General features: G+C 44.9%; 11 protein-coding genes. 10 read left to right on the top strand and 1 reads right to left on the bottom strand.

Features of this window, described 5'->3' with window-relative positions; all coding sequences use genetic code 11:
- Nucleotides 1-144: 144 nt before the first annotated feature.
- The 5 genes from fusA to GWG06_RS11820 all read left to right on the top strand — a co-directional run bounded on the left by fusA (nt 145) and on the right by GWG06_RS11820 (nt 6,599).
- Nucleotides 145-2,289, top strand: coding sequence for an elongation factor G (gene fusA / locus GWG06_RS11800; RefSeq protein ID WP_202183004.1), 2,145 nt, complete (start codon nt 145-147; stop codon nt 2,287-2,289).
- A gap of 618 nt (nt 2,290-2,907) precedes the next feature.
- Nucleotides 2,908-3,993, top strand: coding sequence for a glycosyltransferase family 87 protein (locus GWG06_RS11805; RefSeq protein ID WP_160713471.1), 1,086 nt, complete (start codon nt 2,908-2,910; stop codon nt 3,991-3,993).
- Between the two features lie 8 nt (nt 3,994-4,001).
- The gene (locus GWG06_RS11810) at nt 4,002-5,033 is read left to right on the top strand and encodes a glycosyltransferase family 2 protein (RefSeq protein WP_160713473.1); all 1,032 of its coding nucleotides are present in this window, start codon (nt 4,002-4,004) and stop codon (nt 5,031-5,033) included.
- Nucleotides 5,030-5,815, top strand: coding sequence for a polysaccharide deacetylase family protein (locus GWG06_RS11815; protein WP_160713475.1), 786 nt, complete (start codon nt 5,030-5,032; stop codon nt 5,813-5,815). Before GWG06_RS11810 ends, GWG06_RS11815 begins: the two co-directional genes overlap by 4 nt.
- 19 nt (nt 5,816-5,834) lie before the next feature.
- The gene (locus GWG06_RS11820) at nt 5,835-6,599 is read left to right on the top strand and encodes a polysaccharide deacetylase family protein (protein ID WP_160713477.1); all 765 of its coding nucleotides are present in this window, start codon (nt 5,835-5,837) and stop codon (nt 6,597-6,599) included.
- Between the two features lie 3 nt (nt 6,600-6,602).
- On the opposite strand, the gene GWG06_RS11825 is transcribed toward GWG06_RS11820, so the two are convergent.
- Complete coding sequence (locus GWG06_RS11825; RefSeq protein ID WP_160713479.1) at nt 6,603-7,715, bottom strand: PQQ-dependent sugar dehydrogenase; 1,113 nt, start codon at nt 7,713-7,715, stop codon at nt 6,603-6,605.
- 355 nt (nt 7,716-8,070) lie between these two features.
- Here GWG06_RS11825 and GWG06_RS11830 point away from each other — a divergent pair, with 355 nt between their 5' ends.
- The 5 genes from GWG06_RS11830 to rplW all read left to right on the top strand — a co-directional run bounded on the left by GWG06_RS11830 (nt 8,071) and on the right by rplW (nt 12,731).
- Entirely contained in the window at nt 8,071-8,673 is a 603-nt protein-coding gene (locus GWG06_RS11830; RefSeq protein ID WP_127043103.1) for an outer membrane beta-barrel protein, read from the top strand.
- Between the two features lie 1,936 nt (nt 8,674-10,609).
- A complete protein-coding gene (gene rpsJ, locus GWG06_RS11835; RefSeq protein WP_012789286.1) occupies nt 10,610-10,915 on the top strand; it encodes a 30S ribosomal protein S10 in 306 nt (101 codons plus the stop codon).
- A gap of 192 nt (nt 10,916-11,107) precedes the next feature.
- The gene (gene rplC, locus GWG06_RS11840; RefSeq protein WP_127043104.1) at nt 11,108-11,725 is read left to right on the top strand and encodes a 50S ribosomal protein L3; all 618 of its coding nucleotides are present in this window, start codon (nt 11,108-11,110) and stop codon (nt 11,723-11,725) included.
- A gap of 1 nt (nt 11,726) precedes the next feature.
- Entirely contained in the window at nt 11,727-12,365 is a 639-nt protein-coding gene (gene rplD / locus GWG06_RS11845; RefSeq protein WP_127043106.1) for a 50S ribosomal protein L4, read from the top strand.
- A gap of 66 nt (nt 12,366-12,431) precedes the next feature.
- Nucleotides 12,432-12,731 (top strand): 50S ribosomal protein L23, encoded by a 300-nt coding sequence (gene rplW / locus GWG06_RS11850; protein WP_127043108.1) that lies wholly within the window; start codon nt 12,432-12,434, stop codon nt 12,729-12,731.
- Nucleotides 12,732-12,804 lie beyond the last annotated feature (73 nt).

Below are 12,804 nucleotides of genomic sequence, written 5' to 3' on the forward strand. Positions count from 1 at the left end.
ATTCATGCAGTAATAGTTTAATGTGAAAAAGGGCGCTGTTTGTTAAAAAGAAATAACATAATGGCAATCTGAACTCGTTTTATTTATTGTAATAAAAAGATTACCTTTGCCCCCCAAATTGCATTATTTAGTCATTTTAATATTATGGCAGACTTAAAATTTCAAAGGAACTTTGGTATTGCGGCGCACATTGATGCGGGTAAAACCACTACCACAGAGCGTATCCTGTATTACACAGGTAAATCCCACAAAATTGGTGAGGTACACGAGGGTGCTGCTACCATGGACTGGATGGCACAGGAGCAGGAAAGAGGTATTACCATCACATCTGCTGCTACCACTTGTTTTTGGAATTTCCCAACTTTACAGGGTAAAGCTCAACCTGATACAAAACAATATAAATTTAACATCATCGATACCCCGGGTCACGTGGACTTTACCGTTGAGGTAGAGCGTTCCCTCCGTGTACTCGATGGTCTGGTGGCCCTGTTCTGCGCCGTATCCGGTGTTGAACCTCAGTCTGAAACCGTTTGGCGCCAGGCTAACCGCTACCGTGTACCACGTATCGGTTTCGTAAATAAAATGGACCGTTCCGGTGCTGACTTCCTGAACGTAGTTAAACAGGTGAAAGAAATGCTGGGTGCTAACCCCGTTCCTCTGACCCTGCCAATCGGTGCGGAAGATTCTTTCAAAGGTGTGGTTGATCTGATCACCATGAAAGGTATCATCTGGGACGAAGAAGGTAAAGGTGCTACTTACCAGGAAATCGACATTCCTGCCGATATGAAAGAAGAGGCAGAAGAATGGAGAGCTAAACTGGTAGAAGCAGTTGCTGAATACGACGATACCCTGATGGAGAAATTCTTCGAAGATCCTAACTCTATCTCCGAAGCAGAAATCCACGAAGCTATCCGTAAAGCTACCATCGATATCGCTATCATCCCGATGATGTGCGGTTCTTCCTTCAAAAACAAAGGTGTTCAGAAAATGCTGGATGCGGTTTGCCGTTACCTGCCTTCTCCAATGGACATCGAAGCGGTAAAAGGTACCAATCCTGACACCGGTGATGAAATTCTCCGTAAACCAGATGCAAAAGAACCATTTGCTGCACTGGCTTTCAAAATCATGACTGATCCTTTCGTAGGTCGTCTGGCGTTCTTCCGGGCCTATTCCGGTCACCTGGATTCAGGTTCTTATGTACTGAACACCCGTACCGGTAAAAACGAGCGTATCAGCCGTATCATGCAGATGCACGCTAACAAGCAGAACCCTATCGATTTCATCGAAGCTGGTGATATCGGTGCTGCTGTTGGTTTTAAAGATATCAAAACAGGTGACACCCTGTGCGATGAAAACCACCCGATCATCCTGGAAGTAATGACTTTCCCGGAGCCGGTTATCAGTATCGCCATCGAGCCTAAAACTCAGGCAGACGTTGATAAAATGGGTATGGCCATCGCTAAACTGGTAGAAGAAGATCCTACCCTGAAAGCGAAAACTGACGAAGAAACCGGTCAGACTATCCTCAGCGGTATGGGTGAGCTTCACCTCGAAATCATCGTTGACCGTATGCGTCGCGAATTCAAGGTAGAAGTTAACCAGGGTGCTCCGCAAGTTGCTTACAAAGAAGCACTGACTACCAAAGTTGAACACCGTGAGGTATTCAAGAAACAAACCGGTGGTCGTGGTAAATTCGCGGATATCCAGGTTGAAATCGGACCTGCTGAAGCAGAATGGTTGAAAGAGAACGAAGGTAAATCCCTGCAGTTCATCAACGATATCTTCGGTGGTGCTATTCCGAAAGAGTTCATTCCTTCCGTACAGAAAGGTTTCGAACAGTCCCTCAGCCAGGGTGTACTCGCTAACTTCCCGCTGGTGAACCTGAGAGTTCGTCTGTTTGACGGATCTTTCCACCAGGTGGATTCCGACGCAATGTCCTTCGAGCTTTGCGCCAAACAAGCCTTCCGTGAAGCTGCCCGTAAAGCTAAACCAGTACTGCTGGAGCCAATCATGAAAGTAGAAGTACAAACTCCGGATCAATACATGGGTGATGTTACAGGTGACCTGAACCGTCGTCGTGGTATGCTGGAAGGTATGGATGCTAAGAATGGTGTACAGGTAATCAAAGCTAAAGTTCCGCTGAGCGAAATGTTCGGTTACGTAACACAGCTGCGTTCACTGTCTTCCGGCCGTGCAAGCTCCATCATGGAATTCTCTCACTACGCTCCGGCTCCGAACAACGTTGCTGAAGAAGTGATAGCGAAAGTAAAAGGTAAAGTAAACGCCTAATACAGATTCTTCCAAATAACTAAAGGGTTGTTCTGATAAACAGAACAACCCTTTTTTCTTACATGAACATGCTATTGCCGGTATGCCGATTTTCTATAAATTGAGTACAGATAACCTATAACTGAAATGTACTTTTGCCAATGCCGGGGTCCTGATTTTCAGGGCCTTTTTTATGTCTCGTTAATAATTGTTACAACACCTATATTTTTTTCATATTAACTAGGGGGTGGCCGCCCTTTTCCCGTCAATACTATAGAAATGCGAACTGTAGATTTTTTTGCTCTATACTGATAGCCGCATTAAACCAGACATGTGTTTGAATTTATACACACCTCCTGCAACTGTTATAATTAGACGGGAATACAGGTTATACCTGCTTCCGGCACTGATGTGATTCTGCCCCGAAGGAACCCTTTGTTCCCGGGTAGAATCACTGACAAAAAACACATGATGGAACAGGCAGCAACAGGTATAGGCAACATATCCGGCCTGGAAATGTAGTATATATAAATGGCCAAAGACCTTATGAATTTTTTATTTGCTGAGTTTAAGATCTTTAAAAGTTGGAAAATTTCTATACCGGTATTACTGTGGTTTTTATTGGCATTTATTGCCGGATTGGCTGAAGTACTGCACCATTCCTTTAATAATTACCTCATTTTCCGGCAGGTGTTCTGGCACACCCTGGCACAAACGAACCTGTATTCACCATATCCTGCTGAATATGCAGATATTAATCATTACGGCCCCGTTTTCAGCGTTGTCATAGCTCCTTTTGCAGTATTACCCGACTGGCTGGGCGTTATCGCCTGGAACCTCGTGAATGCTGCCGTTTTACTGCTGGCTATTAAAATGTTACCGCTGTCACGCAAGAACATTTTAATCATCCTGCTCATCAGCCTCGTGGATATGATGTCCGCGGCTCATAACGTGCAATTCAACGCAATGACCGCTGCCTTCATCATCCTGGCTTTTGTTTTTGTTGAAAGAGAAAGGGATATCTGGGCAACCTTCTTTATAGTACTGGGTTTCCTGATAAAATTATATCCGATCGCCGCTATTGTATTCTTCCTGTTCTCAAAACACCGGGTCAGGTTTATATGCTACGGCTTCATGTGGCTGGCAGTGCTCTTTTGTCTGCCGATGATCTTTTCCTCGCCGGATTTCATTATCCGGTCTTATGCCGACTGGTATCACGCTCTCAGTGATAAGGTCGTGGAAAACGTCAGCAGCCTGAGCCATACCCATATGCAGGATATATGTGTGATGGGAATCATCCGCCGCACCTTTCAGACAACGTCGTTTAACGACCTGTATGTACTGGTGCCGGCAGTTGCCATTTTCGCGTGGCCGCTGTTACGGATTTCCCAGTACGCCAACACGGCCTACCGCCTCCGTTACCTGGCCCTCGTGCTCATTTCGGTGGTCATTTTCAGCGACTCGGCAGAATCTGCCACCTATGTGATCGCAATGACAGGAGTAGGTATCTGGTATGTGCTGGAACAACAAAAAACACCCTGGGTGATAGGAGTACTCGTTTTTGCCATCTTCGTTACAAGTTTGTCAACAACAGATCTCTGCCCGCCCTATATAAAAATACATATTATACGGGCTTTTGCCCTGAAAGCGCTGCCCTGCCTGCTGGTATGGCTGCTCCTGATTAAAGACGTGGCTTTCGGTAAAAATCTGCCTGATAAAATTTAGCGTATAAGATGAAAAAATTAGTTTCCATCGTAGTACCGGTTTTTAATGAACAGGATAATGTGGCTGTCCTCAACATGGCAGTACAACGCATATTTGAAACATTACCCTACAGGTTTAATATATTCTTTGTAGACGATGGCAGCAGCGATGCTACCCTGGAAAATATCAAGAAGCTCACCTGCCTGTACGACAATGTGCGCTATATCTCCTTTTCAAGAAACTTTGGTCACCAGGCTGCCCTGAAAGCTGGCCTGGATATGGCCGACGGCGACTGCGTCATCAGTATGGACGGCGATATGCAGCATCCGCCTGCATTAATCCCGCTCCTGCTGGAAAAATGGGAAGAAGGCCATGAAGTAGTCTATACCATCCGGCAGGAAGACCATAAACAACCTTTCCTGAAAAGAAAAACATCCAACCTGTTCTACAGCATCATGAACAGGTTATCCGATATTGAAATCGAAAAAGGAACAGCAGATTTTCGTTTACTCGACAGGGTAGTGGTAAATGTGCTGAAAGACCTGCAGGAGTCTGACCTGTTTTTCCGCGGCCTCGTGAAATGGGCCGGATACCGGCAACTCGGCATAGAATATGTGCCCGAGCAACGCTCTTCCGGCGAGTCGAAATACACCTATAAAAAGATGCTTTATTTCGCGCTGCAGGGATTCACCTCCTTCAGCACCCGCCCGCTGTATGCTGCCACATACATCGGTCTTATCGTTTCGATCCTCTCTTCCCTGTATATCCCTTACGCCATCTTTAGTTATGTATTCGAACACCCCATCTCCGGATGGGCTTCCACTATCATCACCATCGCTTTCTTCGGCGGACTGCAGCTGATGATTATGGGTATCATCGGTATCTACCTGGGCAAACTGTTCATGCAGAACAAACAAAGACCAATATACCTGGTAAGGGAAAATAATCTCGCCAGAGAAAGTAACTTTGCAAGAGAAGAACTGCGGCCGGTAAGACCGCAGGTAAAAAGAGAAAGATATATTATAAAAGATAGTAATTTAATTCGAGAGAGTAGCATATGAGTAATAACCGCTTTGTATTATTGAGCTTTGATGTGGAAGAATTTGATATGCCGCTGGAGTATAATCAGCAAGTGCCTGTGGCAGACCAGATGAGGGTTGGACATGAAGGCTTGATAGCCACAATGGAAATTATCAATAACGCTGCAGCTACCAGTACTTTTTTTACCACTGCTAATTTTGCACAGACATTCCCGGTAGATATAAAAGCTATCGCTGAGAAACATGAAATAGCTTCCCATACCTTTTTTCATTCCTGTTTCTCTCCGGAGCACCTGCTGGAAAGTAAACTGAGTCTGGAACATATCACCAGGAAACCGGTATACGGCCTGCGCATGCCCCGCATGCGCCATGTGGAAATGAGTGACGTGAAAAAAGCAGGCTATATATACGATTCTTCGATTAACCCTACCTGGATACCAGGACGCTATAACTACCGCGATAAACCACGTACCGTTTATACGGATGAAGGCGTACTTCGTATGCCCGCCGCCGTTAGCCCGAATCTGCGGATTCCCTTGTTCTGGTTAGCATTTAAGAACTTTCCCTATGCAGTTTTTAAATCACTGGCTATACAGACACTGAAACATGATGGTTATCTCTGCCTCTATTTCCATCCCTGGGAATTTGTGGAACTGAAAGAGTATAACATTCCGCAGTACACGAAAAGGTACGCTGGCAAAGGTTTACAGCAACGCCTCGTAAAGCTGCTGAAAGACCTGTCAGCTGAAGGAGAGTTCATTACTATGTACGACTACCTGAAGCTGGCGAAACATACGGCATAGTATAACGTCATCTACATATATGAAGCAGGACAACAGGATATTAATCAGTGTTGATGTGGAAGAATTTGATATACCGGAAGCATTTGGCCGGCAGGTTCCGCTGCAGGAGAAACTGGAAATATCACGCCGCGGCCTGCAGGCTGCGCTGCAACTCTTCGAAAAATACCAGGTACGTGCCACCTTTTTTATCACCGCCTACTGGGCACAACATTATCCCGAACTAATCAGGCAGCTGGCGCTTCACCACGAAATAGCCTCGCATGCCTATTATCACAGCTCCTTTGCAGAACAGGATATGGAAGGTTCCCGGCTGGTACTGCAGGAAATCAGCGGGCAGCAGGTGAGGGGCTTCCGCATGCCGGGGGGAAGCAGGGCAGATCTGAAAGCCTTGCTGCGTGCAGGTTATAGTTATGATGCTTCGCTGAATCCTACCTGGCTTCCGGGACATTTGAATCATCGCCGCGAACCCCGTACCATGTACCGGCAGGATGGTATGTGGATAATTCCTTCTTCCGTATCCCCGCTTATCCGGTACCCGGTTTTCTGGCTTACGCTGAAAAATACGCCACTTTGGATGTCCCGGCATTTCAGTAAAGTGATCCTTCAAAAAGATCATTATCTCTCTTTTCAGTTCCATCCCTGGGAACTGGTGAATATCCGGGAGTATAACCTGCCCGGATATATCAGTCGTATATCCGGCGCCGTTATGCAGCAGAAGCTGGAGCGTTACCTTATATTTCTGCAGCAGCAGGGCCGCTTTTGTGCCCATATTGATATGCTGTAACCGCTACGGTTTGTTAATTTCTATAATCCTGTCCGCATTATTTCCATTACTGGTACACACATATACCTGCCCGGAAGGCGCCACGCAGACGTCGCGCAGCCGGCCAAAACGATTGGTCAGATATTGCCTGACGCCGGTAACCGCCCTGCCATTGGCCGACAACTGCAGCTGATAGAGGGTGCTGCCCTTCAGGGTGGCTACCAGCAGGGAGTTTTTCCATGCCGGAATAAAATCATGATTATAATAGTCCATGCCCGAAGTAGCTACCGTACGGCCGCCGGATGACCAGATCGGCGCTGTAACCTGGTTGGCGTTACAGAATGCTGTTTCATCAGGCGTATCGCAGGGCCCTTTGACTGCCGGCCAGCCATAGTTTCCCAGTTTTTCTATGATGTTGACTTCATCTTCTATATCAGGTCCGTGCTCGGCCGCATACAGCAGGTTACCGGCAGCTACAAGCCCCTGTGGATTGCGGTGGCCGCGGGACCACATGGGATTACCAGCAACGGGATTGTCCGCAGGAATAGTACCGTCAATACGGATACGAAGTATTTTTCCATTGGGTTTTGCCAGGTTTTGCGCATCCGCCTGCTGATTCGCATCACCGGTAGTAATCCACAGTTTATCAGGATCATTTTTCAGAATAAGCAGCCGCGAGCCGTTGTGAATAGCCGATGCACCGATATTATCCAGCAGCGTCAGCGGTTGTGCCAGTGTATTATGCTGATAGGTATAGCGTACCACCCGTTCCCGGTAACCACCACTGCCATTATCATAGTTATAGACAACAAAAACATAGGGTTGCCGGGCAAAATCCGGATGCAGCGTCATACCGAGCAGTCCGCCTTCATTTATACTTTTGACCGCAGGAATAGTCAGTAATACCTGTACTGCCCCGGTACCGGTATCCACTCTGCTGATGCGGCCGTTACGTTCAGTCATCCAGATGTGATTGTCAGGACCCCATAGTATTTCCCAGGGGAAGTGCAGGCCGCCGGCAACAATACGCAGGCTGTCTTTCGATGGGAGCGGGGGGAAGGTGTTGTCCGGCGCATCTTGCTTATGACAGGCGGAAACAGCGTACAGCAGAAGGATTACGCAGATCAGGTTTTTCATACAACAACATTGAAGGTTGATTGTTATAGCTTATATGATAAAGATAAATTATTATACCGGCAGATGACCACAGGCTGTGCAGTAAGATATTTTTTTATATTTTTTTTAGATAGATGAATACTTATTATGTTCATTTTCAGTAGTTTTGTGAACAGAATACGTCGGGAATGTATGAGTGATTGTTTGTGAAATTTTGTTACCTGGCTACCCCTTTATCCCCCTGCCTTTTAGTTATAAGTTCATTATTTGGAGGCATTGCCTGCTTAATACGTGAGTGTGCAGATGTATAACGCATTTGCATGACGGGTTTATTATTCATTCAGCATGTTAAATTGTTAAAACTAAAAATCAGATTATGAAAAGATTTCGTCTCTTAACCCTTGTTGCATTAGGCTTAATGTTAGGCTCAACCGTTAACGCTCAGATCCAGAAAGGCAATATTATGATTGGCGCGGACCTCAGTAACTTCAATGTGGATTTTCAGAAAAACAATACCAAGTTCAGTATGGGTATTACGCCAAAGGTAGGCTGGTTCATTAAAGACGGGCTGGCTGTCGGAGGTTATGTAAACTTCATTCTGAATACGGCTAAGGGCGCAGGTACACAAACCACTTACGGTGTGGGTGCTTTCGGGCGTTATTTTGTGGAAGACAAGAACGTGCGTAAACTGGAATTCTCCAAAAGGACCAGGTTCTTCCTGGAAGCCAATGCAGGTTTCGGCGGCTCCAGCAACTCTGTTGGAAGCACGAGTACAACAGGGCTTGATTTAGGTGTAGGGCCTGGTATTGCTTATTTTATCACGCCTAACGTATCACTGGAAGGGTTGCTGAAATACAACCTGACAGTAGGTTTTGGTAGTTCAACTACCTCCAACAGGCTGAATCTGGGTATCGGTTTCCAGATTTATCTGCCATCAGCGAAAGCTAAACAGATTTACAGGGAAGAAAGAGGAAAGTAATTTATATAAATTACTGGCAAGCAAAATTGAGAAGTTCCGGTTGCAACGGGTGTTGCAGCCGGAATTTTTTTTGATGGCATCAGTCTGGATTTTGTTCAGTATGAACAAAATGAATACTCATATCATGAGTGAATGAAACTGAATATACATATATGGGCAGAACCTGTTACTTTAGTTGTGTGAGCAGTTGCTACTGTTCATTTGGGATTGCTGAAAACCAATAAAAGAGTAAGCCAGAATCCATTTAATCATGTCCTTATGTTAAACGCTATGTTACAGGCCTTCCTGAAATTCCTGCACACCATTTTAGGCGCATTCTAAAGCGCAGTAAAAAATTGTTTTGTGATAGCCACGGCTTATGCCGTGGCTTTTTTTGTGTTCTTATGAAAGAAATTAGTTAGGATTCCTTTCTTATAATGATAGTTACAGATGATATAATTATGCTTTTTGATGGTGATGGAGATGTTGTGTCCGGAATAAGCCAGGTATGGCTGTTTGTGCAGGTGTCGTGGTTCACTGGAATGAACGGGGTGCATCTTTTCAAAGCGAGAATGAATAAAATGAATGTATGTTATTGTCCGGATAGCATTTAATTTTAAAGGGTTGATAGCAGCATATGCCGTCAATTGGGATTGCCGAAAACCAGGAATAGAGTAGGCATTAATTGAAGTAATAACCATATTATGAATTTACTGAACCAACTGCTGGCAACTGTGATTGCACTGCTGAATTCTCTGCTGGGCGGCCTGTAATCAGGATTACCCGGGTAAGGGTTTTCGCTTCGGCAGAATTTTTCCCTTACTACGTTTTTGAAGCTCCGGATAAAACATCCGGAGCTTTTTTTATGAGGTACGGATAATGGAAAAGTAATCGATTGAAGTAAAAATGGGAAGGAATCCTGCCTGAGTATGTCGTGATATGCCTATCAAATTGGCCATGGTATTGCATTGAACAAAATGACTTATGCACTATAAAATGAACAGGAATGGCTGAGGTGAATTCAGTTTAATGCGTTTAAATTTATTCCCTGTAATACAACCGTATTGCACTGGGATTTGCCGAAAACCAGTTAATAGAGTAGGCTTTACCTAACAAAACCTTATCACATGGATTTGCTGAATCAACTTCTCGCAACAGTTATCGCTCTGCTGAAATCTTTACTGGGCGGCCTGTAATCGCGCTACGCAGATAAGGGATATTCCCTTATAAACATTGTTTAGCTCCGGGGACACCCGGAGCTTTTTTGTTGGTATTATACCCAGGCAGGTTAATTGCGCTGCTATAGCGGTTTGAACAAAATGACCAGACTGGTTTAAAATGAACGGGAATGGTCAGTAAGGAATGGGACGATTGCCATTAAATTTAGTTCCTGCCATATGAAAGGTATGGCAGCTGGGATTGCCGAAAACCAGTCGATAGAGTAGGTATAACCAAAACTGACTACATGGATTTGCTCAATCAACTGCTTGCGCTGGTACTGGGACTGGTTAAATCCCTGCTGGGAGGCCTGGGCGGAGGGTTGTAACAACCCCTGCCGGGAAGCCCGGGCACGCTGGTAGTGGCGTTAATTAATTCAGGAAGCTGCTCCTGCTGGTTATCTGTATCATTGTATACCTGGGTATACGGGGCAGGGAAACCGGAAGGAGCAGTTTCTTTTTCAGGAATGTGTAATTTTTTTTGTTTTGAATTTTGTTTTCCTATATTTGTCAAAATCAGCATGTCAACTTAACCTAAGACCTAACATGCACAGAATGAATGTTTTCGGGAGCAACACATTATAATTTCTCCTCCTTTGTCCTTCTCATTCCGCAGCCGTGGCAAACTTTTGCCAGGATTCTTTTTATTTTTTTCCGAGAATTATTTGCCAATTAAGAAAAACGGGTTACCTTTGCCCTCCCAAATTGTAAAAGGGAAAAAACGAAGAAGTTCATTGCATATGTCTCAGAGAATAAGAATCAAGCTGAAGTCCTACGATCATAACCTGGTAGACAAGTCTGCTGAGAAGATCGTAAAAACCGTGCGTAACACGGGCGCCGTGGTAACAGGTCCAATACCTTTACCTACAGAGAAGAAAATTTTTACGGTACTGCGTTCTCCGCACGTAAATAAGAAAGCGCGCGAGCAGTTCCAGTTGTGTACTCACAAGCGTTTATTGGACATTTACACCTCCTCTTCCAGGACGGTAGATGCGCTCAGTAAGCTGGATTTACCTTCTGGGGTAGAAGTTGAAATTAAAGCATAGGACAACAGCAAGGCTGGGCAAAAGGCCCGCCTTTACTTGATTTATGGTTACCGTTGATTATCAGCAGGTAACAATTTTAACACAAAACACATAGGTCGCGCCTTCTGGGCGGCCGCCCAATAAATGTATTTAAACCGCCCATCCTGGGGATAGCTAGAAATCCCCCAGGCGCTGGGTAAAATCATATAACAAATGAAAGGTATTATTGGTAAAAAGATTGGTATGACCAGCATCTTCGAGTCCAATGGTAAGCAGACTGCCTGCACCATTATCGAAGCGGGTCCCAACGTTGTAACACAGGTAAAAAACCTGGAATCAGACGGTTACAATGCAATTCAGGTTTCTTTCGGTGAAAAGAAAGAAAAGCACGCCACAAAAGCTGAAAGCAGTCACTTCGCGAAAGCAAGCACCTCTCCCAAACGATTTGTAAAAGAATTCCGCAACCCGGACGTACAGAAAGCCCTCGGCGAAACTATCACCTGCGAAATCTTCGCTGAAGGTGAAACTATCGACGTTGTAGGCACCTCCAAAGGTAAAGGCTTCCAGGGTGTTGTAAAACGCCACGGATTTAGCGGTGTGGGTGAAGCTACCCACGGTCAGCACGATAGAAGCAGGGCTCCTGGTTCTGTTGGTGGATCATCTTATCCTTCCCGCGTTTTCAAGGGTATGCGTATGGCTGGTCAGACAGGTAACGAAAGAGTGAAAGTGAAAGGTCTGAAAATCCTGAAAATATTCCCTGAAAAGAATTATATCCTGGTAAGTGGTTCCGTTCCCGGCCACAATGGTTCAATCGTTTTAATCCAGAAGTAACATGCAAGTCGATATTTTAAATATAGAAGGTAAGAAAACCGGAAGATCCATTGAACTTCCTGAGGAGATCTTTGGTGTTGAGCCTAACAACCACGTTATCTACCTGGCTGTTAAGCAATACCTGGCTGCTCAGCGTCAGGGTACCCACAAGGTAAAAACCAGAGCTGAAGTAAAAGGTGCTTCCCGTAAACTGCACAAACAAAAAGGTACCGGTGGTGCCCGTAAAGGTAACATCCGTAACCCGCTCTATAAAGGTGGTGGTACCATCTTCGGACCTAAACCTCACGGTTGGGGCTTTAAACTGAACAGAAAAGTAAAAGATCTCGCTAAGATCTCTGCCCTGTCCGTTAAAGCGAAAGAGAACAGCATCATCATCGTGGAAGATCTGGCGCTGCAGACTCCTAAAACCAAACAATTCGTTGGTATCTTAAAGAACCTGAACATCAATGTAGATGGTAAGAAGACTATGTTCATCACACCTGAATACAACGATAACGTTTATCTGTCTTTAAGAAACATCCCGACTGTAGACGGTGCAATGCTGAGCGATATCAATACCTATGATATCATGAACAGCAACTACATTGTGTTCACAGAAAGCGCTGCTAAAATCTTCACAGAAGAGCCGGCAGAAGCATAGGGCTGAAAACCAATTAAATAACAAAGCTAAAAGCTAACAGCTTAAAAGCTATAAGCTATAACAGAGATGAAACTTTCAGACGTTTTAATCAAACCGGTAGTATCCGAAAAGGTGAATAAAGCCACCGAAAAATTCAACCGCTACTACTTCATTGTTGACAAAAAAGCCAACAAACTGGAGATCAAAAAAGCAGTGGAAGAATTCTACGGTGTAACTGTACAGGATGTAAATACTGCCGTAATGCCGGGTAAAGCTAAATTCCGCTTTACAAAAGCCGGTTTCATTGCAGGTAAAAAGCCGTCTTACAAAAAGGCGATCATTACCCTCGCATCAGGCGAAGCTATAGATCTGTATGCTAACATGTAGTGCCGTTCCGGCCTGAACAGCCGGGATGTGGATGTATATGCAGATCACGATTAATATTTTATAATAACATTTA

The organism is Chitinophaga solisilvae (genome assembly GCF_009928525.1).
Lineage (GTDB): Bacteria > Bacteroidota > Bacteroidia > Chitinophagales > Chitinophagaceae > Chitinophaga > Chitinophaga solisilvae.

Bases quoted from the DNA above. Each gene is read 5' to 3' on its own strand.
- GWG06_RS11825 (WP_160713479.1), bottom strand. From the start codon at position 7,715: ATGAAAAACCTGATCTGCGTAATCCTTCTGCTGTACGCTGTTTCCGCC.
- rplC (WP_127043104.1), top strand. From the start codon at position 11,108: ATGAAAGGTATTATTGGTAAAAAGATTGGTATGACCAGCATCTTCGAG.
- GWG06_RS11820 (WP_160713477.1), top strand. From the start codon at position 5,835: ATGAAGCAGGACAACAGGATATTAATCAGTGTTGATGTGGAAGAATTT.
- rpsJ (WP_012789286.1), top strand. From the start codon at position 10,610: ATGTCTCAGAGAATAAGAATCAAGCTGAAGTCCTACGATCATAACCTG.
- GWG06_RS11810 (WP_160713473.1), top strand. From the start codon at position 4,002: ATGAAAAAATTAGTTTCCATCGTAGTACCGGTTTTTAATGAACAGGAT.
- rplD (WP_127043106.1), top strand. From the start codon at position 11,727: ATGCAAGTCGATATTTTAAATATAGAAGGTAAGAAAACCGGAAGATCC.
- GWG06_RS11830 (WP_127043103.1), top strand. From the start codon at position 8,071: ATGAAAAGATTTCGTCTCTTAACCCTTGTTGCATTAGGCTTAATGTTA.
- GWG06_RS11815 (WP_160713475.1), top strand. From the start codon at position 5,030: ATGAGTAATAACCGCTTTGTATTATTGAGCTTTGATGTGGAAGAATTT.
- fusA (WP_202183004.1), top strand. From the start codon at position 145: ATGGCAGACTTAAAATTTCAAAGGAACTTTGGTATTGCGGCGCACATT.
- rplW (WP_127043108.1), top strand. From the start codon at position 12,432: ATGAAACTTTCAGACGTTTTAATCAAACCGGTAGTATCCGAAAAGGTG.